Origin of the sequence: Pseudomonas fluorescens (assembly GCF_902497785.1) — a bacterium.
Classification (GTDB): domain Bacteria; phylum Pseudomonadota; class Gammaproteobacteria; order Pseudomonadales; family Pseudomonadaceae; genus Aquipseudomonas; species Aquipseudomonas fluorescens_BO.
On record NZ_CABVHK010000002.1, the window covers coordinates 285900 to 309776 of the forward strand.

At 59.7% G+C, this 23877-nt stretch carries 21 protein-coding genes; 9 read left to right on the forward strand and 12 right to left on the reverse strand.

Annotation, left to right across the window (positions count from 1 at the left end; translation table 11 throughout):
- Positions 1–200: 200 nt before the first annotated feature.
- From F8N62_RS04210 to F8N62_RS04230, 5 genes are all read left to right on the forward strand, one after another.
- Positions 201–1724 (forward strand): fumarate hydratase, encoded by a 1524-nt coding sequence (locus F8N62_RS04210; RefSeq protein WP_150709773.1) that lies wholly within the window; start codon positions 201–203, stop codon positions 1722–1724.
- A 241-nt stretch (positions 1725–1965) separates the two neighbouring features.
- Positions 1966–3732 (forward strand): ATP-binding protein, encoded by a 1767-nt coding sequence (locus F8N62_RS04215; RefSeq protein WP_150709774.1) that lies wholly within the window; start codon positions 1966–1968, stop codon positions 3730–3732.
- On the forward strand, positions 3726–5051 hold the full coding sequence (locus F8N62_RS04220; RefSeq protein WP_150709775.1) for a sigma-54-dependent transcriptional regulator: 1326 nt from the start codon (positions 3726–3728) through the stop codon (positions 5049–5051). Before F8N62_RS04215 ends, F8N62_RS04220 begins: the two co-directional genes overlap by 7 nt.
- A gap of 254 nt (positions 5052–5305) precedes the next feature.
- Positions 5306–6625: an MFS transporter gene (locus F8N62_RS04225; RefSeq protein ID WP_150709776.1), complete on the forward strand. Its 1320-nt coding sequence runs from the start codon at positions 5306–5308 to the stop codon at positions 6623–6625.
- Positions 6626–6834: 209 nt separating this feature from the next.
- On the forward strand, positions 6835–7464 hold the full coding sequence (locus F8N62_RS04230; protein WP_150709777.1) for a flavin reductase family protein: 630 nt from the start codon (positions 6835–6837) through the stop codon (positions 7462–7464).
- Here F8N62_RS04230 and F8N62_RS04235 read toward each other — a convergent pair whose 3' ends face one another.
- Both F8N62_RS04235 and F8N62_RS04240 read right to left on the reverse strand, forming a co-directional pair.
- Positions 7465–7695, reverse strand: a complete 231-nt coding sequence (locus F8N62_RS04235; RefSeq protein ID WP_150709778.1) for a hypothetical protein — start codon at positions 7693–7695, stop codon at positions 7465–7467.
- A gap of 41 nt (positions 7696–7736) precedes the next feature.
- Positions 7737–8090 carry a putative quinol monooxygenase gene (locus F8N62_RS04240; RefSeq protein ID WP_150709779.1) on the reverse strand — a complete coding sequence of 118 codons (354 nt, stop codon included), beginning with the start codon at positions 8088–8090 and terminating at the stop codon, positions 7737–7739.
- A gap of 334 nt (positions 8091–8424) precedes the next feature.
- On the opposite strand from F8N62_RS04240, the gene F8N62_RS04245 reads away from it, so the two are divergent.
- Positions 8425–9354: an AraC family transcriptional regulator gene (locus F8N62_RS04245; protein WP_150709780.1), complete on the forward strand. Its 930-nt coding sequence runs from the start codon at positions 8425–8427 to the stop codon at positions 9352–9354.
- 151 nt (positions 9355–9505) lie between these two features.
- Here the strand turns inward: F8N62_RS04245 and F8N62_RS04250 are convergent, their stop codons facing one another.
- The 6 genes from F8N62_RS04250 to F8N62_RS04275 form a co-directional block, all read right to left on the reverse strand.
- Entirely contained in the window at positions 9506–10561 is a 1056-nt protein-coding gene (locus tag F8N62_RS04250; protein WP_150709781.1) for an ABC transporter ATP-binding protein, read from the reverse strand.
- A gap of 17 nt (positions 10562–10578) precedes the next feature.
- On the reverse strand, positions 10579–11427 hold the full coding sequence (locus F8N62_RS04255) for an ABC transporter permease (RefSeq protein ID WP_150709782.1): 849 nt from the start codon (positions 11425–11427) through the stop codon (positions 10579–10581).
- Positions 11424–12332 (reverse strand): ABC transporter permease, encoded by a 909-nt coding sequence (locus F8N62_RS04260; RefSeq protein WP_150709783.1) that lies wholly within the window; start codon positions 12330–12332, stop codon positions 11424–11426. The genes F8N62_RS04255 and F8N62_RS04260 overlap by 4 nt, the downstream gene beginning before the upstream one ends.
- A 191-nt stretch (positions 12333–12523) precedes the next feature.
- Positions 12524–13627, reverse strand: a complete 1104-nt coding sequence (locus F8N62_RS04265) for an extracellular solute-binding protein (RefSeq protein WP_150709784.1) — start codon at positions 13625–13627, stop codon at positions 12524–12526.
- Between the two features lie 218 nt (positions 13628–13845).
- Positions 13846–15294 (reverse strand): aldehyde dehydrogenase family protein, encoded by a 1449-nt coding sequence (locus F8N62_RS04270; protein WP_150709785.1) that lies wholly within the window; start codon positions 15292–15294, stop codon positions 13846–13848.
- Positions 15291–16928 (reverse strand): 5-guanidino-2-oxopentanoate decarboxylase, encoded by a 1638-nt coding sequence (locus tag F8N62_RS04275; RefSeq protein ID WP_150709786.1) that lies wholly within the window; start codon positions 16926–16928, stop codon positions 15291–15293. Before F8N62_RS04275 ends, F8N62_RS04270 begins: the two co-directional genes overlap by 4 nt.
- A 159-nt stretch (positions 16929–17087) precedes the next feature.
- Between F8N62_RS04275 and F8N62_RS04280 the strand changes: the two genes are divergently transcribed.
- On the forward strand, positions 17088–17966 hold the full coding sequence (locus F8N62_RS04280) for a LysR substrate-binding domain-containing protein (protein ID WP_150709787.1): 879 nt from the start codon (positions 17088–17090) through the stop codon (positions 17964–17966).
- 13 nt (positions 17967–17979) lie between these two features.
- Here the strand turns inward: F8N62_RS04280 and F8N62_RS04285 are convergent, their stop codons facing one another.
- The 3 genes from F8N62_RS04285 to F8N62_RS04295 form a co-directional block, all read right to left on the reverse strand.
- On the reverse strand, positions 17980–19002 hold the full coding sequence (locus F8N62_RS04285) for an alpha-xenorhabdolysin family binary toxin subunit B (protein ID WP_150709788.1): 1023 nt from the start codon (positions 19000–19002) through the stop codon (positions 17980–17982).
- Between the two features lie 34 nt (positions 19003–19036).
- Positions 19037–20275, reverse strand: a complete 1239-nt coding sequence (locus F8N62_RS04290) for an alpha-xenorhabdolysin family binary toxin subunit A (protein ID WP_150709789.1) — start codon at positions 20273–20275, stop codon at positions 19037–19039.
- Positions 20276–20681: 406 nt separating this feature from the next.
- The gene (locus F8N62_RS04295) at positions 20682–21563 is read right to left on the reverse strand and encodes an MBL fold metallo-hydrolase (protein WP_150709790.1); all 882 of its coding nucleotides are present in this window, start codon (positions 21561–21563) and stop codon (positions 20682–20684) included.
- Positions 21564–21677: 114 nt separating this feature from the next.
- On the opposite strand from F8N62_RS04295, the gene F8N62_RS04300 reads away from it, so the two are divergent.
- Both F8N62_RS04300 and F8N62_RS04305 read left to right on the forward strand, forming a co-directional pair.
- A complete protein-coding gene (locus F8N62_RS04300; protein ID WP_150709791.1) occupies positions 21678–22583 on the forward strand; it encodes a LysR family transcriptional regulator in 906 nt (301 codons plus the stop codon).
- A 102-nt stretch (positions 22584–22685) separates the two neighbouring features.
- A complete protein-coding gene (locus tag F8N62_RS04305; RefSeq protein WP_150709792.1) occupies positions 22686–22907 on the forward strand; it encodes a hypothetical protein in 222 nt (73 codons plus the stop codon).
- A gap of 9 nt (positions 22908–22916) precedes the next feature.
- Here F8N62_RS04305 and F8N62_RS04310 read toward each other — a convergent pair whose 3' ends face one another.
- The gene (locus tag F8N62_RS04310; RefSeq protein ID WP_150709793.1) at positions 22917–23813 is read right to left on the reverse strand and encodes a helix-turn-helix domain-containing protein; all 897 of its coding nucleotides are present in this window, start codon (positions 23811–23813) and stop codon (positions 22917–22919) included.
- Positions 23814–23877 lie beyond the last annotated feature (64 nt).

The window sequence follows — 23877 nt, forward strand, 5'->3', positions numbered from 1 at the left end:
GGCGCGTCATTTGTGGGCGATATGCGACCAACGATTGACTGCTGGCGCGTGTGCCCGCCACCGAGGCGCGTTATACTGCCGCGCCTTTTTAGCGTCGCGCCAGCACCCCGGCGTGCCTTGAAAGGTGCTTGCAACCGACCGATGCACCCAAGCTGCAAGCACCTTATTGAATGTTCCCGTCTTTTAGAGGAGCGCGACTCATGACCGTGATCAAGCAAGACGACCTGATTCAGAGCGTTGCCGACGCCCTGCAGTTCATTTCCTACTACCACCCCGTGGATTTCATCCAGGCGATGCACGAAGCCTACCTGCGCGAAGAATCGCCAGCGGCCCGTGACTCGATGGCGCAAATCCTGATCAACTCGCGCATGTGCGCCACCGGCCACCGCCCGATCTGCCAGGACACCGGCATCGTCACCGTGTTCGTGCGCGTGGGCATGGACGTGCGTTGGGATGGCGCCACCATGGGCCTGGACGACATGATCAACCAAGGCGTGCGCCAGGCTTACAACCTGCCGGAAAACGTCCTGCGGGCCTCGATCCTCGCCGACCCGGCGGGCGCTCGTAAAAACACCAAGGACAACACCCCGGCCGTTATCCACTACTCCATCGTTCCGGGCAACACCGTGGAAGTGGACGTGGCGGCCAAGGGCGGCGGTTCCGAAAACAAGTCGAAAATGGCCATGCTCAACCCGTCCGACTCGATCGTCGACTGGGTATTGAAGACCGTTCCGACCATGGGCGCCGGCTGGTGCCCGCCGGGCATGCTCGGTATCGGCATTGGCGGCACCGCCGAGAAAGCCGCGGTGATGGCCAAGGAAGTGTTGATGGAGTCCATCGACATTCATGAGCTGAAAAAGCGCGGCCCGTCCAATCGTATCGAAGAGATGCGCCTGGAGCTGTTCGAGAAGGTCAACCAACTGGGCATCGGCGCCCAGGGCCTCGGTGGCCTGACCACCGTGCTCGACGTGAAGATCATGGATTACCCGACCCACGCCGCTTCGTTGCCGGTGTGCATGATCCCGAACTGCGCCGCCACCCGTCACGCGCACTTCGTGCTCGACGGTTCCGGCCCGGCCTCGCTGGAAGCGCCACCGCTGGACGCCTACCCGGAAATCGTCTGGGAGGCCGGCCCGTCGGCCCGTCGCGTCAACCTCGACACCCTGACCCCGGAAGACGTGCAGAGCTGGAAGCCGGGCGAAACCGTGCTGCTCAACGGCAAGATGCTCACCGGTCGCGACGCCGCGCACAAGCGCATGGTCGAGATGCTGAACAAGGGTGAAACCCTGCCGGTCGACCTCAAGGGTCGCTTCATCTACTACGTCGGCCCGGTTGATCCGGTGCGCGAAGAAGTGGTGGGCCCTGCCGGCCCGACTACCGCGACGCGGATGGACAAGTTCACCCGTCAGATCCTCGAGCAAACCGGCCTGCTGGGCATGATCGGCAAATCCGAGCGCGGCCCGACCGCGATCGACGCGATCAAGGACCACAAGGCCGTTTACCTGATGGCCGTCGGCGGCGCCGCTTACCTGGTGGCGCAAGCGATCAAGAAATCCCGCGTGGTCGCGTTCGCCGAGCTGGGCATGGAAGCGATCTACGAGTTCGACGTCAAGGACATGCCGGTCACCGTTGCGGTAGACAGCAAGGGTGAATCGGTGCACATCACCGGTCCTGCGATCTGGCAGAAGAAGATCAGTGAGAGCCTGGCGGTTGAAGTGCAGTAAGCGCTCCGACTGACAACGAAGGCGACCGGAGCATGCTCCTGTCGCCTTTTTTACTACTCACCGCCCCCCTGTAGGAGCGAGCTTGCTCCGGGCGGCGTTCCGACGATGGTCGTTAACGATAACGCGGGGAATCAGACAGCCAGCGTTAACGTTCACCACCATCGCGAGCGAGCTCGCTCCTACAAGGGCGTGTTGCTCATGGTATCGTGCGGCCCCTCCGTGAACATCGTGTAATGCCGGCATGTCCCAGTCTTCTCGCACCTTGCGCCTGACGCTGTACACCTTTCTGATTCTCGCCGGTGCCGCCATAGCCGCCACCCTGGCCATGCGTCACGCCGACCGCCAGGCCTTGTTCGAAGACGCCGCCCGCGCCAATCAGCAACTGGGTTTGTACGCCACGTCCCTGCACACCCTGATCGAACGCTACCGCGCTTTGCCCGCCGTGCTGGCCCTCGACCCTGAGTTGCGCGCTGCACTCAACGGCCCGGTCACGCCCGAGCAACAGGATGCATTGAACCGCAAACTGGAAAAAATCAATGGCGCGGCCCAGTCCTCGACTTTGGAGTTGCTCGATCGCACCGGCCTCGCCGTGGCGGCGAGTAACTGGCGTTTGCCCAGCAGTTATGTCGGCCACAACTACGGTTTCCGCCCCTACTTCAGCCAGACCCGCACCCAGGGCACCGGGCGTTTTTATGCGGTGGGCGTGACCAGCGGGATTCCGGGCTACTTCCTGTCCAGCGCGGTCACCGGCGACGACGGGCAGTTTCTCGGGGCGATGGTGGTGAAGCTGGAATTTCCGGAGCTGGAACGCGAATGGCGTCAGGGCAGCGACACGCTGCTGGTCAGTGACGCGCGCGGGATCATCTTCATCGCCAATCAGCCGGGCTGGCGTTACCGCTTGCTCAAGCCGCTGAATGACAGCGATCTCGCCGAGCTCAAAGCCACCCGCCAATATGACAAGCAACCGCTGACGCCCCTCGAATTTCAATCGCTGCGCCGCTTCGACGACAACAGCGATCTCACCCGGGTGAACGGCCCGGACGGCAAAGCCGATTACCTGTGGGAGTCCCTGCCGCTGACCGCCGAGGGCTGGACGCTGCACTTGTTGCGCCGTCCGCAAGTCGCGCTCGAAGACCGTCGCAATGCCGCGCTCGCCGCCGCCGGGCTGTGGCTGACGCTGGTGTTCCTGCTGCTATTTCTAAACCAGCGCTGGCGTCTGGCGAAAATGCGCCAGCGCAGTCGCGAAGAGCTGGAGCAGCTGGTGGAAGAACGCACCCGCGACCTGCGCACGGCGCAGGACGGGCTGGTGCAATCGGCCAAACTCGCCGCCCTCGGCCAGATGTCGGCGGCGCTGGCCCATGAAATCAACCAGCCGCTCACCGCTCAGCGCATGCAGCTTGCGACGCTGCGGCTGTTGCTCGATCACGGCCGCGTCGACGATGCCTACAAGGCGTTGAAACCGGTGGACGACATGCTGACGCGCATGGCCGCCCTCACCGGCCACCTGAAAACCTTTGCCCGCAAAAGCCCCAGCGGCTTGCGCGAACGCCTGGACCTGGCGGCGGTGGTCGATCAATCGTTGCAACTGCTCGACACCCGCCTGCGCGACGAACAGGTCAGCACCGTGCTGCACCTGACGCGCCCGGCGTGGGTGCGTGGCGATGCGATTCGTCTGGAACAGGTGCTGATCAATTTGCTGCGCAACGCCCTGGATGCGATGCAGGATAAACCTTGCAAGCGCCTGGAAATCCGCCTCGAAGCCGACGAACAACTGTGGCGCCTGACCGTCGCCGACAACGGTGGCGGCATTGCCGAGGAGCATCTGCCGAAAGTCTTCGATCCGTTTTTCACCACCAAACCTGTCGGCGATGGCCTGGGCATCGGTCTGGCCGTATCCTTCGCCATCGTTCACGAATCGGGTGGGCGCCTGAGCGCCGACAATCACGACAACGGCGCCGTGTTCACCCTCACCCTGCCCATCGACCCGGAGGCGCCTGACCCATGCTGAATTCAGTGATGGTGGTCGACGACGAAAGCAGCATTCGCAGCGCCGTCGAGCAATGGTTGAGCCTGTCGGGTTTTGACGTGCAGCTGTTCAGCCGCGCCGATGAATGCCTGGCGCAGCTACCCAGGCATTTCCCCGGGGTGATTCTCAGCGACGTGCGCATGCCCGGCATGACCGGGCTGGAACTGCTGGCCGAAGTTCAGCGCCGCGATGCCGATTTGCCGGTGATCCTGCTGACCGGTCACGGTGACGTGCCGATGGCGGTCGACGCAATGCGCGATGGCGCCTACGACTTTCTCGAAAAACCCTTCAGCCCGGAAACCCTGCTCGGCAGTTTGCGCCGAGCGTTGGATAAACGCGGGCTTGTGCTGGAAAACCGCGCCCTTCACGAACAGGCAGACAACCGCGCCAAACTCGACGCGACGCTGCTGGGGGTGTCCCGTGGTTTGCAGACGCTGCGCCGGCAGGTGCTGGACCTCGCTGCGCTGCCGGTCAACGTGTTGATCCGTGGTGAAACCGGCAGCGGCAAGGAACTGGTCGCCCGTTGCCTGCACGATTTCGGGCCGCGTGCGGACAAGCCGTTTGTCGCGCTCAATTGCGCGGCGATTCCGGAGCAGTTGTTCGAGGCCGAGTTGTTCGGTCATGAGAGTGGCGCGTTTACCGGCGCGCAGGGCAAGCGCATCGGCAAGCTCGAATACGCCGATGGCGGCACGCTGTTTCTCGATGAAATCGAAAGCATGCCGCTGGCCCAGCAGGTGAAATTGCTGCGGGTGTTGCAGGAGCAGAAGCTGGAGCGCCTCGGTTCGAACCTGAGCATTCGCGTGGATTTGCGCATTATCGCCGCGACCAAACCCGACTTGCTGGACGAGGCGCGGGCCGGGCGTTTTCGCGAGGACCTGGCCTATCGGTTGAACGTTGCAGAGTTGCGCTTGCCGCCGTTGCGCGAGCGACGCGAAGACATTCCGTTGTTGTTCGAGTCATTTGCGCAGAACGCTGCCGAGCGTTTGGGGCGTACGTTTCCACCGTTGAGCGGCCCGCAATTGAGCCATCTGCTAAGCCACGACTGGCCGGGCAATGTGCGCGAACTGGCCAACGTGGCCGAGCGTCAGGTGTTGGGTCTGGGCGAGCCGGAACCGGCGGGCATCGACCCCGGGCAATCGCTGGCGGCGCAGCAGGAAGCGTTTGAAGCGCACTGCCTGCGCGCGGCATTGACCCGGCACAAGGGCGATGTCAAAGCCGTGCTTGAAGAGCTGCAACTGCCGCGCCGCACATTTAATGAAAAGATGCAGCGGCATGGGCTGACCCGGGAGATGTTTTTGTAACCAGAATCAAGAGATCGCAGCCTTCGGCAGCTCCTACGGGGTGTACGTCGGTCATCGGCAGGAGCTGCCGAAGGCTGCGATCTTTTCGGCGGTTTTCCGCTTACCCCACCTCAACAAGCAAGCGGATTTCCGCTCACCAAAACCCCAACCCCCCTCTAAACCGGCCCTCCTCCCGTTGGCACACCTCCTGCTATAGCCCACACAGGCTGCGTCTCACCGCGCTCCACAAAAACAATTAAACGAAGGATCCTTCAATGGATAACTCCAATACCCTGCCCCTTGGGTCGGCTGCTGTGCCGGCTAAAGAAAGAACCACTGCCAGTCGCATCAAATCGATCTTCAGCGGTTCGGTCGGCAACATGGTCGAATGGTACGACTGGTATGTCTACGCCGCCTTCTCGTTGTACTTCGCCAAAGCCTTTTTCCCCAAAGGCGACACCACCGCGCAACTGCTGAACACCGCCGCGATTTTCGCCGTGGGCTTTTTGATGCGCCCGATCGGCGGGTGGCTGATGGGCCTGTACGCCGACAAGGCCGGTCGCAAGAAAGCGCTGATGGCTTCGGTGTACCTGATGTGCTTCGGCTCGCTGCTGATCGCCCTGAGCCCGGGTTATGAAACCATTGGCATCGGCGCGCCGATCCTGCTGATTTTCGCCCGTCTGCTGCAAGGCCTGTCGGTCGGTGGCGAGTACGGCACCTCGGCCACCTACCTCAGCGAAATGGCAACCAAAGAGCGTCGCGGCTTCTTCTCCAGCTTCCAGTACGTGACCCTGATCTCCGGCCAGCTCATCGCGCTGGGCGTGCTGATCGTCCTGCAAAACATTCTGACCACCGAAGAGTTGTATGCCTGGGGCTGGCGTATTCCGTTCGCCATCGGCGCGCTGTGTGCCGTGGTCGCGCTGTACCTGCGTCGCGGCATGGAAGAAACCGAGTCGTTCACCAAGAAAGAGAAGGCCAAGGAAAGCGCAATGCGCACCTTGATGCGTCATCCGAAGGAACTGATGACCGTGGTCGGCCTGACCATGGGCGGGACGCTGGCGTTCTACACCTACACCACGTACATGCAGAAATACCTGGTGAACACCGTCGGCATGAGCATCTCCGACTCCACCACCATTTCCGCGGCCACGCTGTTCCTGTTCATGTGCCTGCAACCGATCATCGGCGGGCTGTCGGATAAAGTCGGTCGCCGGCCGATCCTGATCGCCTTCGGTGTCCTCGGCACGCTGTTTACCGTGCCGATCCTGACCACCCTGCACACCATCGAGACCTGGTGGGGCGCGTTCTTCCTGATCATGGCGGCGCTGATTATCGTCAGCGGCTACACCTCGATCAACGCCGTGGTCAAAGCCGAACTGTTCCCGACCGAGATCCGTGCACTGGGCGTTGGCCTGCCGTACGCGCTGACCGTGTCGATCTTCGGCGGCACCGCTGAATACATCGCGCTGTGGTTCAAGAGCATCGGCATGGAAACCGGTTACTACTGGTATGTCACAACGTGCATTGCCGTTTCGTTGCTGGTGTACATCACCATGAAAGACACCCGCAAGCATTCGCGGATCGAGACGGACTAAACCCGTAGGCAACACAAAAAAAGGGGCAGACCTTAACCGGGTCTGCCCCTTTTTATTTGGATACAACACACACCTGTAGGAGCGAGCTTGCTCGCGATGGACGACAACGATAACGTGGGCCGCCTGAAGGAACGCGTTATCCAAACGTTTTTCGCGAGCAAGCTCGCTCCTACAGAACGCCTCCCGAATAAAGCCCGGAAAATCTTTTTATGCCCGACGACATCCACTACTACGAACCCGCCAACGGCCATGGCCTGCCGCATGACCCGTTCAACGCCATCGTCGGTCCACGCCCTATCGGCTGGATTTCTTCGCAGGATGGCGAAGGTCGCCTGAACCTGGCGCCTTACAGCTTCTTCAACGCCTTCAACTACATTCCGCCGATCATTGGTTTTTCCAGTGTCGGGCGCAAAGACAGCCTCAACAATATCGAGCAAACCGGTGAGTTCGCCTGGAACCTGGCCACCCGGCCGCTGGCCGAGCAGATGAACCAGAGCTGCGCGATGGTCGGACCGGAGGTCAATGAGTTCGAGCTGTCCGGGTTGACGCCTGCCGCATCGAAAGTCATCCAGGTGCCACGGGTCGCCGAAAGCCCGGTGTCCTTTGAATGCAAGGTCACGCAGATCATTCAGTTGCAACGGGCCGACGGCAACGTGGTGCCGAGCTGGCTGATCCTCGGCGAAGTGGTGGCCGTGCACATCGCCAAGTGGCTGCTGAAAGACGGGGTGTACGACACCGCCGCCGCAGAACCGATTCTGCGCGGTGGCGGTCCAGCGGATTATTTTCAGCTGGGGCCTGAGGCATTGTTCAAGATGTTCCGTCCGGGGGCGGTCAAGTAGTTACCAGATCAGCTCGCCGTCTTCGCTGACGCCCTTGAGGCGAGTCAACTCCAGCGCGGCGGCTTCATCGGCGTCGCGGGCCGTTTTGAAGGTTTGCTCTTCGAGCAGCTTGTGAAACCGTGGAGCACCCGCACCACCGATGGCTTTGGTGGCAATTGCGGCGTGATAGCCGCCTTCACGGGGGACTACAGCGGATACGGCTTCGAAGGTTTCAAAGGCTTTGCGTGCCATGTCGCGGATCCTGGCTGATTGAGAATGGAGCCATTAAACCCTCAACCCGCAATTTTGTGTACCCACGACCGGGACTGTCCCTGCGCCTGTGCCGACGACACGTCCTTGAAGGTGTGAAAATCCAGGCTGTTGACGACCAGCTCCTGCACCAGCTCGGCAAAAATCTGCATCTGCGGGGTATTGAAGTACGCGGTCATGGCTTGCTGATGGGACCAGAAGCCGGACACCAGCCACAAGTCCGGATCACATTGCGAATGCTGCAGGGAAAAACTCAGGCAACCCGACGTGCTGCGCGACGGTTCGATCAAGGCGCTCAGACGCGCACCGAGTTCCGCCGAACGCCCGGCGCGAGCGCGGACAAAGGCCATATGACTGACGGGAATCTGCGTAGACATGGTGAACCCTCCCAGGTACTCGAGTGGCAGCCGTGGGACGGGCTGCGACAGGATCCAAGGTTAAGCGCCCGCCCGCCGCCCCGTTAGTCGATTCCTGCCGGCTTTTTGCACAATCCTGCGAGACTGCATTGCGCTCTTGTAACAATGTGCAAGCACTGTCACACGACTGAAACACGAGGTTCGAGCAAGTTTTTCCTGCGCCGAACGGCAATCGACACGCAAAAATTCCACCCGGTGCAGAATCAGGCAAGCTTCTCGCAGGATGTGTCTACCGCTATGCCTTGCACAAATTTAAGCTCAGTCCATTCCAACTGCTTCGCCGAGGATGCCCTGCATGTCGTCGCTCGATCACTTTCAAGCCCCGCTGGACGCCGACATGGAAAAGCAGCGCGCGGAACTGGCCGCCATCATCCGGCGCAACACCCAGGAGGATGGTACTTATGCGACGGCGGTCGGCTCGTTGTTCATGTCGCGCCACAGCAAGTCCCACGACTTCGCCTCGGTGCTGGCGCAACCGGCGCTGTGCATCATGGCCCAAGGGCGCAAAGAGGTGCGGCTGGCCGATGAATACTTCAATTACGACCCGCTGAATTATCTGGTGGTCTCGGTCTCGATGCCGTTGAGCGGGCGGGTGGCGAATGTCACTTCTGAAGAACCGATCCTCGCCGTGCGGCTGGACATTGATCCGGCGGAAATCAACGCGCTGATTGCCGACGCCGGCCCGCTCGGCGTTCCGACCCGCCCGACCGGCCGGGGTTTGTATGTCGAGCAGATCGACACGGCGATGCTCGACGCCGTGTTGCGCCTGGCGCGATTGCTCGACGCGCCGAAAGACATCGCCATGCTTGCGCCGCTGATTCGCCGGGAGATTTTCTACCGGTTGCTGCGCAGTCCGCAGGGACATCGGCTGTATGAAATTGCCATCGCCAACAGCCAGAGCCACCGCATCAGCCAGGCGATCAAATGGCTCAACGGCAATTATGAGCAACCGCTGCGCATTGATGATCTGGCCAAGGAAGTGAACTTGAGCGTGTCGACGTTGCATCACCGCTTCAAGGCGATGACGGCCATGAGTCCGTTGCAGTATCAAAAGCAGCTGCGCTTGCAGGAAGCGCGGCGGTTGATGCTGGCGGAAGGTCTGGAAGCGTCGGCGGCGGGGTATCGCGTGGGGTATGAAAGCCCGTCGCAGTTCAGCCGGGAGTACAGCCGGTTGTTTGGCGCACCGCCGTTGCGGGATTTGGCGCGGTTGCGGTTGACCGTCTGATCCGGACATTGTGGTGTTGCAGATGACGCCATCGCTGGCAAGCCAGCTCCCACAGGGTTAATGGGTGTCCACGCAATTTGTGACCACACACAGTCCCTGTGGGAGCGGGCTTGCCCGCGATGAGGCCAGTGAATTCAGCCAAGCTTTAATGTTAGGCGCCGAGTACGCGGCACGCCTCAGCGGGCAAGGTCACCGACACCGGGTTGCCAATGCTCAACCCAACCCCCTGACTCGGCGTGCTCAATGCGGTAAACGACACCCCGGAACACTCCACCGTCGTTTCAATCGTCGCGCCGATATCGCGCACGAAGGTCACCTTGCCGAGCAAGCGGTTCCCCGCCGTCGCCTGTGGATGCGACAGTTGCAGGTCCTCAGGGCGGATCAGCATTTTCACCTTCTCGCCGACCACGATGCTGCTACAGATCGGCACTTGCAGCGCATCGCCACCCGGCAAACCCACCTTGCCATTGCCCAGCGCGGTGGCCGGGAAAATATTGCCCGAGCCGATGAAGTCCGCGACAAATTCGTTGGCCGGGTGCCGGTAAATCTCTATCGGCGTGCCCACTTGTTGCACGCGGTGTTCGCCCAAAACCACGACGATATCGGCCATGGTCATGGCTTCACGCTGATCGTGCGTCACCAGAATCGTGGTGATGTTCAAGCGCTGTTGCAGCTGACGGATTTCCACCTGCATCGACTCGCGCAACTTGGCGTCCAGCGCCGACAGCGGTTCGTCCAGCAGCAGGATTTTCGGGTGGTTGGCAATCGCCCGGGCAATCGCCACGCGCTGACGTTGGCCGCCCGAGAGCTTGGCCACCGGGCGATCAATCATTTCCCGCAGCTGAATCAGCTCCAGCAACTCCACGACCCGCGCCTGCTGATCCGCCTTGCTGACCCCGCGCAGTTTCAGTGGATAGGCGATGTTCTCCCCCACCGTCATGTGTGGGAACAACGCCAGCGACTGAAACACCATGCCGAAATTGCGCTGATGCGCTGGCGTGTGGCCAATGTCTTCACCGTCCAGGCGAATCTCGCCGCCGGTCAGGGTTTCCAGCCCGGCGATCATCCGCAGCAGCGTGGTTTTACCGCAACCCGACGGGCCGAGAAAACACACCAGTTTGCCTTCCGGCAAATGCAGGTTCACATCCTTTACCGCGCAGGCCGAGCCGTAATGTTTCTCGACGTTTTCCAGAATCAGACCAGACATATGAATCACCTCAAGAATCAGAACGAAACGCCACCTTCACCGACCAGCTTCTCCAGCGCCCAGATCAGGACGAAGTCGATCAGCACGATCAGCACGGCAAACGAAAATACGGTGGGGTCGAGCGATGAAACGGTGCGGCTGTACATCCAGATGGGCACGGTCATCACGTCGATGGTGTAGAGGAAATAGGTCACGGTGAATTCGTTGAACGAGACGATGAACGCCAGCAGCATCCCCGCCAGAATCCCCGACTTCATCAACGGCACCACCACATCGACAATCGCCCGCGTTGGCGAAGCACCGAGCATCCGCGCGGCCTCTTCGACTTCGCTGCCGATCGACAACATCGCCGCCGTGCAGTTTTTCACCACGAACGGCAACGCCAGAATCACGTGGGCAATCACCAGCCGCGAGGTGGTCATCTGGAACGGCAGGCTGTCGAACACCAACAGCAAGGCCAGGCCCAACACCACCATCGGAAACACCAGCGGCAACGACATCAACTGCAGCGCCACCGCTTTGCCACGGAACTCGCAACGGGTCAGCGCATACGCCGCCGGCACTGCGATGATCGTGGCGAAGACCATGGTCAGGCACGCCACCATCAGGCTGGTGGTCATGGCTTTGCCCAGGCTCAATACATCGCTGGAATCCGGCGAGACGAAGGTGTGCCAGGCCGCCTTATACCATTGCAGGCTGTAGCTGCTCGGCGGGAAGTCGAGGTTCGACGCGCCGCTGAACGACATGACAATCATGGTCAGTATCGGCAACACCGCCAGCAACAGAATGAAGCCCGAGAGGATGCCGGCGAACTTGCCGGTATCGCCCGGCAACAGCGAGTGACGCTTCTTGATTACAGCGCTCATTGCGAAGCCTCCAGCATGCGCCGACGACGGCCAGTGATGTATTCGGACAAGGTCATGATCGCCAGCGTGGTGACGATCAACACCACACCGGCAGCGGACGCGGCGGGCCAGTTCATCAGCGGGGCGATCTGGTCATGCACCATCACCGCCAGCATCGGCACGCGACGGCCGCCAAGCAGCAGCGGCACCACGAAACTGCTGGCGTTGTAGGCGAACACCAAGGTCGCGCCGGTGATGATTCCCGGAAAACTCATCGGCAAAACGATCTGCCGAAAAACCTGCAAGCGACTGGCGCCGAGGGTGGCGGCGGCCTCTTCATAAGTGCGGGCGACGCCGCGCATGGCGCTGGCAATCGGCAACACGGCCAACGGGAACGCGGTTTGCACCAGCCCCATCAACACGCCGTTCTGGTTGTACAGCAGCATGATCGGGCGCTTGATCAGGCCCAGCCCCATCAACGCCTGATTGAGCATGCCGCCGGGGCCGAGGATGACCAGCCAGCCGTAGCTTTGCAGCAGCAGGTTGACCAGCAACGGCAACAGCACCGCAGCGAGGAAGATCCGCCGCACGAACGGTGAAGTCAGTCGCGACATGGTGTAGGCCACCGGGATCGCCAGCACCACCGCGATCACGGCGCTGATCAGCGCCAGACGCAAGGTCAGCAGCAAGGATTTGAGGTAGTACGGTTCCAGCAATTGGGCGTAGCTGGCCAGACTGAACCCGGTCCATTCCGCGCCTTTGGTGCCGACGCTCATGCGCAGCACCAGCAGGCTGGCGGCGATCAGCACGCCGAGAAACAGCATCGACGGCGTGAGAAAAAGCCACGCACGGGCCGTCGGAGAAACACCCCGAGGGGCGCGCGGCGCAACAGCATCGACTGGATGAGTCAGAGGTTGGTGTTCCATAGCAAGGATCTCGTCAATGGAAAGCAGCTGGCGTACACAGTCTGCAAGACCACCACTAACCCTGTGGGAGCGGGCTTGCCCGCGATAGCAATCTGTCAGTCACATAAATGTCGACAGGTAGGCCGTCATCGCGGGCAAGCCCGCTCCCACAGGGTTTTGTGGTGTTGCAAAAGGTTGTGTTCGTCAATCGATCAGGAAGAAAAGATTTCCGTGTAGCGACGAATCCATTGGTCATGCACGGAGGCCAGGAAGGCGTTGTCGTGCATGATCGCCTTCTCGGCGATCTGCTCCGGCGTGAGGATGTACGGGCTCTTGCGCGCTTCGGCGGAGATGATCGCCTTGGAATTGACCGGGCCGTTGTAGATGTCTTCGGCCATCTTGCCCTGCACCAGCGGGTCCAGGGAATGGTTGATGAACGCATACACGAGGTCGGTATCGCCCGGACGATTTTTCGGCATCACCGACAGCATCAGGTCGGTGTAGAAGCCTTCTTTCATGCCGAACGTGGCGCCCAGACCATATGCCGGATCGCGGATCTGTTTCGGGAAAAACGCCGGCGCGTACAGGCCGCCCATGTCCAGCGAACCGGTGCGGAACAGCTCGGCGATCTGGTTCGGGTTTTCCCCCAGAGTCACCACACGGTCCTTGAGCTCGGCAAGTTTCTTGAAGCCCGGCTCGATGTTGTGCTCGTCACCACCGGCCAGTTTCGCGGCGATGATGATCAGGTCCATGGCCTCGGTCCAGTTTGGCGGCGGCAGGAAAATGTTCGGCGATAGCTCGGCGTCCCACAGGGCGGCGTAACTGTCCGGCGCCTGCTTGATGGTGCGGGTGCTGTAGACCAGGCTGTTGCACCACAGCAGGTAACCGATGCCGTGGCCATTGGCGCCGGTGCGGTATTTCTCCGGTACGTCGACCAGGTTGGGAATGCGGTTGAGGTCAGGTTTTTCCAGCAGGTTGGCGGCGGCCAGACCTTCGGCGCCGACGCCGGCCAGGGTGATGATGTCGTATTGCGGGCGATCACCGGCGGCCTTGAGTTTGGCGACCATTTCCGAGGTGCTGCCGGTGCGGTCGGCGATGACTTTGCAGCCGTACTTGTCTTCGAAGGTCGCGGCGATGTTGCGCAGTGCCGCGAGGCCGGTGTCGTCAGACCAGGTGAGCAACCGCAGGGTCTTGCCCTGGAAGCGCGTGTCGCTGGCGTTGGCCCGGACGAAGGGCAAGCTCATGGCTGCCGCCGCTACCGACGCCACGCCCACGGTTTTAATGAATTGACGTCTGTTCAGATCATGCTCGCCCATGAAGGACTCCCTTTGTTTTTTTAAGTATGAGGTTGGTCGCAACCGTTGCATCCGCGCGGTCAGATCTGCTTTAAGCCCCCGTATTCAAAGGGCTGTAGCGGCGCCGACGGGTTCATCCTGAGGTCGTGTAAAACAGCTGACTATCGATAAAAATTCATTGAAGCCATGACGCTGGCGCATGCCTCTTCGGGAGGCATGCGCGAACCGTTTTCGTGCCGTCAGACGGCGCGGATCACGTGTTTGATTTCCTGAAAAGCCTGCAAGCCCCACGGCCCTAGCTCGCGGCCAATGCTGCTCTGTTTGTAGCCACCCCAAGCGGTTTGCGGAAAGATCACCTGTGGCGCGTTGATCCACACCAGCCCCGCCTGCAAAGCGTTGGCGACCCTGTCGGCGGCTTCGGCGTCGCGGGTGACTACGCTGGCAACCAGGCCGAACTGGCTGTCGTTGGCCAAGGCAATAGCCTCGGCTTCAGTAGCAAAACTGCGCACGCAGATCACCGGACCGAAAATCTCTTCACACCACAGCGCACTGTCGAGGGGCACATCGGTGAAAATCGTCGGCTGCAAAAAATATCCGCGCGGCAGGTCTGCGGGACGATTGCCGCCGCAGATCAGCTTGGCGCCGGCACTCAAACCGCGATCAATGTGACCGAGCACGCGCTGGTATTGCGCCTGATTGACCAGCGCGCCCATTTCCACGTTCGGGTCGAACGGGTCGGCCACGCGGATGGCTTCGGCGCGGGCCTTCAGGCGCAGCAGGAACTCGTCGGCCAGTTCATCGGCGACCAGCACGCGACTGGTGGCGGAACACATTTGCCCGGCGTTGAAGAAGCCACCGCCACAGGCCACTTCCACCGCCAGTTCGAGGTCGGCATCGGCCAACACCAGCAGCGAGGATTTACCGCCCAGCTCCAGGCTCACGCCCTTGACGGTTTCGGCGGCGCGTTGCATCACTTGCACGCCGACGGCGTTGCTGCCGGTGAAGGAAATTTTCGCGATGCGCGGGTCGGCGGACAGGGGCGCACCGACCGCCAGACCGGTGCCGCAGACCAGGTTGAACACACCGTCGGGCAACCCGGCATCGGCGATGATCGCCGCCAGTTCCAGCTCCGGCAGCGGCGTCACTTCGGAAGGTTTGAGCACCACGCAGCACCCGGCGGCCAGGGCCGGGGCGAGTTTCCAGGCGGTGGTGACCATCGGGAAATTCCACGGCACGATCAGCCCGACCACACCACACGGCTCGCGACGTACGCGGGCGCTGAAGTCGTCGGTGGGCAGTTCGACTGCGCTGTCTTGCCTGGCGTCCAGACCTTCGGCCAGACCGGCGTAGTACTCGAACGTCGCGATCACGTCATCGACGTCGATGGCCGCTTCGAACAAGGGCTTGCCGTTGTTGCTCGACTGCAAGTGCATCAACTGATCGCGACCGGCCTGCACGCCCGCAGCGATTCTGCGCAAGATGGCGCCACGCTCGGCGCCGGTGGTTTGCGACCAGCTTGTGAAGGCGTCAGTCGCCGCGTTTACCGCTTGATCGACCGCGCGTTCGTCACCGCCATTGACGGTGGTCAGCAGGGCTTCAGTGGCCGGGTTGATCACGCGCAGATGTTCGCTGCCGGCCGACCATTTTCCGTTGATGAACACGCCGTCCAGCGTGGTCGGAAAACTCATTTCGACACCGCCTTCATCCACTGGGTCTGATCGATCTCGATCAGCGTCGGGCCTTGGCGATCGGCAGCAGTACGCAATGCGTGGCGCAGTTGCTCAACCCCGTCGATGGCTTCGGCAGCACAGCCCAGCGCTTTGGCCACACCGATAAAGTCCGGCGTGTAAATGTCGACGCCGACCGGCTCGATGGCGCGGTTGACCATGTACTTCTTGATCTCTTCGTAGCCCTGGTTATTCCACAGCAAGACGATCACCGGGGTGCGCGCTTCGACGGCGCTGGCCAGTTCCGGCAGGGTGAATTGCAAACCGCCGTCACCGATCAGGCACACCACTGGAGGACGCGCGCCGTTTTCGATGCTGCCGCCGAGCCAGGCACCAATCGCCGCCGGTAAGGCATAGCCGAGGGTGCCGTAACCGGTGGACGAGTTGAACCAGCGACGCGGGCGTTCAGGGTTGAAGGTCAGGTTGCCGGTGTACACCGGTTGGGTTGAATCACCGACAAAAACGGCGTCCGGCAATTCGTGCAACACGGTTTCAAGGAAGCGGGTCTGCGCCAGCGTCGGAGCGTCCCAGGTGGCGGCGAGGTCTTCGCGCAAACGCGCGGCGCGGACCTGGCCCCAGTCGTTGCGGCGCTCGGCCAGGGATTTATGCGACAACGCACTGAGCAAGGCCTGGGCCGCGTGGCGCGAGTCGGCCACCAGCGCAACGTGCGGCGGGTAGTTGCGCACGGTCTGATCCGGGTCGATGTCCACGCGCAGCAGCTTGCCGGGAATCTCGAAACCGCCGGCGAAGGTCACGTCATAGTCGGTCTCGGCCAGTTCGGTGCCGATAGCCAACACCACGTCGGCCTCGGCCACCAATGCGCGGGTCGCGACCAGGCTTTGGGTCGAGCCGATCAGCAGCGGATGGCTGGATTCGAGCATGCCTTTGGCGTTGATGGTCAGGGCCACCGGCGCGTCGAGCAGCTCAGCCAGTTCGGTCAGTTCAGCGGCGGCATCGATCGCGCCGCCACCGGCGAGAATCAGCGGACGTTTGGCAGCGGCGAGCAACTCGGTCATGCGGCTGATCGCACTCGGCGAAGCACCGGCACGGTCGATGTTGACCGGCAGGCTGGCGAGCAAGTCATCGGCCTCTTCGACCAGCACGTCCAGCGGAATCTCGATGTGCACCGGACGCGGCCGACCGGCCTGGAACAGCGCGAAGGCACGGGCCAGGACGCCGGGCAGTTCGGACGCCGACATCAGCGTGTGGGAGAACGCCGCCACGCCGCCGACCAACGCGCTCTGGTTCGGCAATTCGTGGAGCTTGCCGCGACCGCCGCCCAGCTGGTTGCGCGTCTGCACGCTGGAGATCACCAGCATCGGGATCGAGTCGGCGTAGGCCTGGCCCATGGCGGTAGTGATATTGGTCATGCCCGGGCCGGTGATGATAAAGCACACGCCCGGTTTGCCGCTGGTGCGTGCGTAACCGTCGGCCATGAAGCCGGCGCCCTGCTCGTGGCGCGGGGTGACGTGGTTGATGCTCGAACGGGCCAGCCCGCGATACAGCTCCACGGTGTGAACCCCGGGAATACCGAACACCTGCTCGACCCCGTAGCCTTCGAGTAACTTGACCAATACTTCGCCGCACGTCGCCATGTCTATGCCCTTTTTGTTCGTTTGAGACGCCGGGCCTGCGCAGTGTTTATGATAAGCGGGCAGGTCCAGGGATGGCCTCATTGGAACGGGCGACACGTAGCCCCAACAATAGATAAAAAATCATGTTAGCCATGTCCTCACGTCATACCTTGGATCCCGATGAAACGATTGCCTCCCCTGCCGGCGCTGCACACTTTTCTGATTACCGCGCAGTGCTGCAACTTCACTCGTGCGGCCGAACAGCTGTTCATCACCCAAGGCGCGGTGAGTCGACAGATCGCCGGGCTGGAAGAACATTTGGGTTATGAGCTGTTCATTCGCCAGGCTCGCGGGTTGGACCTGACGGCCGAAGGACGCGCGTGGCTGCCACGGGTGCAGCAGATTTTCGGCTTGATCGATGAGGCGGTGGAGCAGATCGGCGAGAAGCGCGAAACCCTGCAACTCAAGGCGCCGAGCTGCGTGATGCGCTGGCTGCTGCCGCGACTGATGCAGTGGCAGCGCGAACGTCCGGATGTGCCGGTGGAATTGACCACCACGGTCAAGCACGGCGTGGACTTTCATCGCGAGCAGTTTGACGCGGCGGTGATGTACGGCGCGCCGCCAGACAGCGCATTGGTCTGTCATCACCTGTTTGATGAACAACTGACACCGGTGTGTTCCAGGCCGCTGCTCGAAGGGCCGGTGCCGCTGCGCACACCGGATGATCTGGAACGCCATCTGTTGCTGCACCCGACCCGCGATGAACGGGACTGGAAGGCGTGGCTGGCCAGCGCTGACGTGCATTTGAGCAATGTCAGGGGCCAGCATTTCGAAACGCTGGACCTGGCGATGTCGATGGCATCCCAGGGAACCGGCGTCGCCATTGGTGACTGGTCCCTCATTGGTGACGACTTGAGCGCCGGCCGGTTGGTGATGCCCTTTGAACTGAAAGTACGAACGGGGCTGGCTTACTATCTGGTTCATCCGCAGAAGCCAGCCCCGAGTGGACCCTTGACCGAATTGCTGGAGTGGCTGCAAGGCCAGGCCCGCGCACTGTGAAATCGGAACGGATTTAACGCCAGGTGATTTGCTTCAGGTAGTTGAGCATCGATTCATGGTAACCGGCGATGAGCTGAATGCTCTGGACGTCGCGAATCAACTGGGGTTGAGCCGTTTTTGAAAAATGCTCATAGGCTGTCAACACCTTTTGCGCTTCCCGTAACCAGTTTTCAGTCACTTGGTCCAGAGCCCCGACGGCCTCAAGCTTTTGCAGTTTCAGGGACTGATCACGGATTTGCGCCTCGACATCGGCCAACTCTGACTTCACGCCATCAAGTCGATTGCGAACGCCATCCCTTGCTTGCGCAAGGTTTACATAGCGTCGCCCTTCTTCGATACCTTCCAGATTGCCATTCAGGCGATTGAGCGCTAACTGAAGAAACTCGCGATCCGGTTTCTTGGTCGTCACGAGTTTGAGGATCGCTTCTATTTCGGCGGCACCGGGGATTTGCTTTTTGAAAATATCCAGCCAGTTCGGCGCATTAAACTGCGCGAGTTGCTGATCAATTTTTTGTTTCTCGAACAAAAGTTTTTCATGATCGCTTGTCAGCCCGGCGGCAGTTTGACGAAGGCGAGACAGCCGGGTTGAATCGATTCGGACGAGGTCCACTCCCTCCTCGGCAAAACTGATTTCGCCCAGATTCTGTAGCACCTGATGTAAGTGGTCAGCCGCACTCTTCAAAGGTTTTTGGGCACTGGCAACCCTTTCAGAGCAGTACTTCACAAGCTCTTGTATTTTCTCTGAGCAAACGCTGGGCGGAACGTTCGTGATGCGCTTTATCTCTTCAATACGCGTCAGAACGGAGACGAAATTGACGTTACCTAGAGAAACAACTACCCGTTTGATATCCTCGCCTATCTTCTGATCGTCGGCATTGAGCTGGTCGCGTACGTACAGTGTTTTCTCCTGTATCGCAGGCAGAAACGAAAAGGTGTCATCAGCCACCGCCGCATTGAGGTATTTCTGACTGGCCTTCATTACTTGCCGATCGGGAAAATCGAACTCGTTAGCGTTATTAACTGTATATGTTGTCATTAGCACTTCATCCTTGAACTATTTAAATAAGCAATTAAGTCGCTACATCATTGAAAACTTTGGTCAATGCACTCGCATGTCCCCTGATGACTTTCCATGGCCCAATGACCGCCTGCAAATCCAGAACCAACCTGTTTAAATCCAACACGTTATCGATTTCCGACGCACGATCCGCAGACTCTCCTATATTTACCCAAATGATCGCCCATACATCTTCCAGGTTTTTCGCACCTCTTTCAGCGTCAACCATCAGCGTTTGCAGATTAATCAGTCGCCCTCCCAAATCATTCAGGAGTTTAGTAAGGTTGGCGTTGTGCATATCTGCCAGAAGCCCGCGCCGACGATCCAGCAAAATATTTTTCTCGGCCCTGACCTCTTCGGCCTTCGACCCGAAAATACCACCGGTAACCACAACACCCAGCGGTCCGAATACTAATCCTGAAAAGGCATATCCTACCAATCGATTGTATTCATCTTGCTTCTGGGCAATGTGTTCGTCCAGGACTTGCAATTGAGCTGTAATTTCCTGGTTTCTGGCGTCCAGTTCACCCCCGGATCTTTCAACGTAATCCAATTTGCTATGAACAGCAGGTAATAGCTCTTGTGTTATTTTTCGGGAAAACTCAATTGCTAGATCTTTCACGCGTCGGATTTTTTCATAAAAATTCTCGATATCGTTTTTCATGACTTCGAAATACAAAGACAAATTGCGAATCTTCATTGTATCGGAGCGGTTGAGCGGAATTTCAGCGAATCTGGCCATTTCCTCCTCAGTCAATGTATTAACAGTCCCTATCAGGGTTTTGTAGCCCTCTGTATTTTTGAGATGACCCACAAGATCCGTACCGGTCTCTAAAAATCTGTCAGAAAAATTATCAAGTTGGCTACCCAGGGTTTTAGTGTCCTTTTCCAATGTCGTCCAGGACAGTGCGTGTGCATGAATATTTTGGTGGAGCTTTTGTATATCTGCGGGCTCCAGCCCCGGAACATGAGCGGTTTTGTAACCGAGGAATCGCTCCACGTCGCTCAAATTAACCGGTAAGCGGAGGCTCGAATTGACGTAGCGTTTGATGGCGACGATGTTGCTTTTTTTTACTATAAATGTCCCATCCTGATAATCAGGGGCATCTTCACCGGCCATCACACCAAAATACTGTACTGGCACATATTTCGCGGCCTCTCCAACAGTGTCTATCCCCTCTAAGGTTTTAACAGCCCTCAGCGCAATATCCTTAAAATCGGGGTCTAGATCCAGTTCCCTATACATTTCCATATAAATTCCATTTAAATAAATCACAACCCAATTAACAAACCATCAATATTCAAACTTCTTGAAAGAGACGATTAATGCAAGGCAACAGTAACCGGCCGGATTTTCACATTCAATCGGAACAATCAAGTAATGACGTAGGAAAACAAAACCACATCACCCTGGATTTTTAACACCCGGAAAAAAAAACACTAAAAAAGCATGACGCTTAACGATGACTTAACTTCACCATCCAAATCCACTGCTAACTTATTACTTGATGCTTTCAGAATAAAAAAAGCACACGCCTCGTTGCAAGACGTGTGCTTTATGTTGCCCGACTCTTAGTAACTGCCGAAGGCTGCTCCTACGGGATCGAGCGTGTTCGTAATGGATCAAGCGTATCCGGTAATGGGTGTGGTGCGGCGGGTTACCACTTCATCTCGCCTTTGGCGACTTTGGCACTCAGTTCCAGCGAGCTTTCCTCGCCCAGTGCCGGGTAGCGTTTTTTCATCGCGGCGATCAGTGCGGTGGCGTCTTTGGCCTTGGCGGTTTCTTCGTCGAAGGCCTTGATGTAGTCCGCAGTGAACTGCACGGCGGACAGGGAACGAACGCTCTGACCCAGGTAATGACCCGGCACAACGGTATTCGGTTTCAGGGTTTCGATGGCGTGAAGTGTCGCCAACCAATCGGTGTGGGATTGCGCGGTTTGGGTATCGGCCATCCACACGTGAATGTTTTCCGCGACCACTACGCCACCGACCACGGCCTTGATCGACGGAATCCACACAAAAGTGCGATCCGGTTGCCGGCCTGCAAGACCGACCACCTGCAACTTCTGCCCCTCAAGCATCAGGCTGTCGCCCTTGAGTACGCCTGGCACGACGGCTTTGGTCGGCGCGTCAGCACCCAATTTCGGGCCCCAGTAAGCCAGTTTGCCGTCGACGGTTTTCTTGATGTGATCCACGGTTGGCTGTGAGGCGAGCACTTTGGCGTTGGGGAAGGCCGCGGTCAGGGTGTCGAGGCCGAAGTAGTAGTCCGGGTCACCGTGGCTGATGTAGATGGTGGTCAAGCGCTTGCCGCTGGCGCGGATTTTTTCCACCACCTGCTCAGCCTGGGATTTGCCGAATTGCGCGTCCACCAGGACGGCGTCTTTCTCGCCGCTCACCAGGACCGAAGTCACCGGGAAAATCGCCTGCTCGCCGGGGTTATACACGTCCAGCGTCAGCGTCGGTGCCGCAGCCGCGTGGGCCACGAAACCGAGGGTGGCCGTGGCCAGCAAAATGCGCTTGAGGGAGTTGAAACCGATCATCTGTTGCTCCGTTGTCCGATGGCCATGGGTGGCGAGGGAGCAGAGCTTAGTTGTGCGATTCAGTATTAAAAATGCGATGCTGCAACATAGTTTGTTTCTGAAATCGGGCAAATCATGGATCGTCTCCAAGCAATGCGCGTGTTCGTCACCGTGGTCGACCTCGGCAGCCAATCCGCCGCAGCCGACCAGCTGGACCTGTCACGGCCCGTCGTTTCACGGTATCTGGCGGAGCTGGAGGATTGGGTCGGCGCGCGCCTGATGCACCGCACCACACGCAAATTGAGCCTGACCGCCGCCGGCAGTGAAATCCTGCCGCGCTGCCGGCAGATGCTCGACCTGTCTTCGGACATGCAAGCCGCCGTCAGCGCACCAGACGATGCCCCACGCGGGCTGCTGCGTATCAGTGTCAGCACTTCGTTTGGCCAGGCGCAACTGGCGGACGCGATGGCGGCCTACGTCAAGCGCTACCCCGGCGTGAGCATCGACCTGCAAATGCTCGACCGCACAGTGAATCTGGTGGATGAGCGCATCGACCTGGCGATTCGCACCAGCAACGACCTGGACCCGAACCTCATCGCCCGGCGGCTGACGGTCTGCCGCTCGGTGATCTGCGCCGCCCCCGCTTATCTGCGCGAACACCCGGCCCCCCTGCGCGTGGAAGAGCTGAGCCAGCACAATTGTCTGACCCACTCCTACTTCGGCAAAAGCCTGTGGCATTTCGAGCAGGATGGCGAACCGGTTTCGGTGCCCGTGCAAGGCAACATCAGCGCCAACGAAGCCAGTACGCTGCTGCGGGTAACCCTGGCCGGCGCCGGGGTGGCGATGCTCCCCAGTTATCAGGCCGGCGTGCATATCCACAGCGGCGAACTGACCCGCCTGTTAGCCCATGCCGAACCGCGGCAGATGAACATTTACGCGGTGTATGCCTCGCGCAAACACATGCCTGCGGCGCTGCGCAGCCTGCTGGATTTTTTGGTGCTGAGATTTCCGCAAACACCGGAGTGGGATATCGGCCTGTAGGAGCTGCCGCAGGCTGCGATCTTTTGATCTTTCAGCTACCCCTCAAGATCAGAATCAAGATCCAAAGATCGCAGCCTGCGGCAGCTCCTACGGATTTGACCTATGCTCAAAGCAGTACCCACGGGTATTCGTTCAGAGGTCAACGCCATGAACATCAAAACAAAAAGGTATTTCGCGATTTTCCTGACCTGCGCGGCCACACTGGCGCTGTACGGCACGGCGGCCTGGCGCGTCGAGCAATTGCGGCAAACGCCTCGCGAATATGCGAGTTGTAACGTTGAGCGCTGCATCCCCCACAACGCGACCCTCAACGCTCTTCGGTAACGAAGGGAATCAGGCCTCGTTGTCCTGATCGGCCTTCAAACGGTCGCGGAAAGCCTTGGGCGAGATTCCCACCCGACGCCGGAACAGGCGTGTGAAGTTGGTCGGATCGGAAAACCCCAACACGTCGGACATTTCGTAAATGGTCATGCTGGTGTAGGTCAGCAGGCGCTTGGCCTCCAGCAATTGTCGCTCGTGCATGATCTGCAACGCCGGTTGCCCCGCCAGTTCACGGCACGTGCCGTTGAGGTGGGACACGGAAATCCCCAGCCGATGCGCCAGGTCCTCGACCTTGACGTGCTGGCGATAGGTCTCTTCCACCAGTTGGATAAAACCGTTGAGGTATTCCCGGGCGCGCTGCGGTCGCTGAGTCGCGGAACGCCGCTGCAGTGCCTGACGGCTGACCCACACCATGATCACGCTGACCAGTGAATGCATGAGCATTTCACGCGCCGTTTGATGACCGGTGTATTCACTCTGCAACGCCGCAAACAAACTATTGAGGTACTCGCCATCCGCGCCGGCCGGGTAACTTTCGGCCTGCGCCAGCGCATTTACCGAGTGGCCCAGTTGCGCCTGGAGATGCGCGACCAGCGGCGCCGCGAGGGTCACGACAAACCCTTCGACATCTTCGGAAAATCGATAACCGTGCACCGATAATGGCGGCAACACCAGGATTGCCGTTTCGCTCAGCTGCGTACGTTTGCCTTCGATTTCAAGCTCTGCCTGACCTTTGAATACGAAGAGCAACTGGCATAAATCGGCATGACGGTGGGGTTTGATTTCCCATTGATGTTCGCGGCTGCGTTTGGAAATGGTTTCACAGTGCAGCAAGTCCGGGGTCGGCCAGTCCAGGCTTTCACCGTAGAGCTTGAACACCGGTATCGAAGGCAGAGCAGGCTTGTTCATAACTTCAATCCAGGCCTCGGAGGGTGGCGGGCGATAATCGCACCGATTGGCAGAATGTACAGCT

Bases quoted from the DNA above. Each gene is read 5' to 3' on its own strand.
- F8N62_RS04240 (WP_150709779.1), bottom strand. From the start codon at position 8,090: ATGTCTACGCAGATTCCCGTCAGTCATATGGCCTTTGTCCGCGCTCGC.
- F8N62_RS04245 (WP_150709780.1), top strand. From the start codon at position 8,425: ATGTCGTCGCTCGATCACTTTCAAGCCCCGCTGGACGCCGACATGGAA.
- F8N62_RS04260 (WP_150709783.1), bottom strand. From the start codon at position 12,332: ATGGAACACCAACCTCTGACTCATCCAGTCGATGCTGTTGCGCCGCGC.
- F8N62_RS04215 (WP_150709774.1), top strand. From the start codon at position 1,966: ATGTCCCAGTCTTCTCGCACCTTGCGCCTGACGCTGTACACCTTTCTG.
- F8N62_RS04280 (WP_150709787.1), top strand. From the start codon at position 17,088: ATGAAACGATTGCCTCCCCTGCCGGCGCTGCACACTTTTCTGATTACC.
- F8N62_RS04230 (WP_150709777.1), top strand. From the start codon at position 6,835: ATGCCCGACGACATCCACTACTACGAACCCGCCAACGGCCATGGCCTG.
- F8N62_RS04300 (WP_150709791.1), top strand. From the start codon at position 21,678: ATGGATCGTCTCCAAGCAATGCGCGTGTTCGTCACCGTGGTCGACCTC.
- F8N62_RS04235 (WP_150709778.1), bottom strand. From the start codon at position 7,695: ATGGCACGCAAAGCCTTTGAAACCTTCGAAGCCGTATCCGCTGTAGTC.
- F8N62_RS04265 (WP_150709784.1), bottom strand. From the start codon at position 13,627: ATGGGCGAGCATGATCTGAACAGACGTCAATTCATTAAAACCGTGGGC.
- F8N62_RS04305 (WP_150709792.1), top strand. From the start codon at position 22,686: ATGCTCAAAGCAGTACCCACGGGTATTCGTTCAGAGGTCAACGCCATG.
- F8N62_RS04285 (WP_150709788.1), bottom strand. From the start codon at position 19,002: ATGACAACATATACAGTTAATAACGCTAACGAGTTCGATTTTCCCGAT.
- F8N62_RS04210 (WP_150709773.1), top strand. From the start codon at position 201: ATGACCGTGATCAAGCAAGACGACCTGATTCAGAGCGTTGCCGACGCC.
- F8N62_RS04225 (WP_150709776.1), top strand. From the start codon at position 5,306: ATGGATAACTCCAATACCCTGCCCCTTGGGTCGGCTGCTGTGCCGGCT.
- F8N62_RS04270 (WP_150709785.1), bottom strand. From the start codon at position 15,294: ATGAGTTTTCCGACCACGCTGGACGGCGTGTTCATCAACGGAAAATGG.
- F8N62_RS04295 (WP_150709790.1), bottom strand. From the start codon at position 21,563: ATGATCGGTTTCAACTCCCTCAAGCGCATTTTGCTGGCCACGGCCACC.
- F8N62_RS04250 (WP_150709781.1), bottom strand. From the start codon at position 10,561: ATGTCTGGTCTGATTCTGGAAAACGTCGAGAAACATTACGGCTCGGCC.
- F8N62_RS04310 (WP_150709793.1), bottom strand. From the start codon at position 23,813: ATGAACAAGCCTGCTCTGCCTTCGATACCGGTGTTCAAGCTCTACGGT.
- F8N62_RS04220 (WP_150709775.1), top strand. From the start codon at position 3,726: ATGCTGAATTCAGTGATGGTGGTCGACGACGAAAGCAGCATTCGCAGC.
- F8N62_RS04275 (WP_150709786.1), bottom strand. From the start codon at position 16,928: ATGGCGACGTGCGGCGAAGTATTGGTCAAGTTACTCGAAGGCTACGGG.
- F8N62_RS04290 (WP_150709789.1), bottom strand. From the start codon at position 20,275: ATGGAAATGTATAGGGAACTGGATCTAGACCCCGATTTTAAGGATATT.
- F8N62_RS04255 (WP_150709782.1), bottom strand. From the start codon at position 11,427: ATGAGCGCTGTAATCAAGAAGCGTCACTCGCTGTTGCCGGGCGATACC.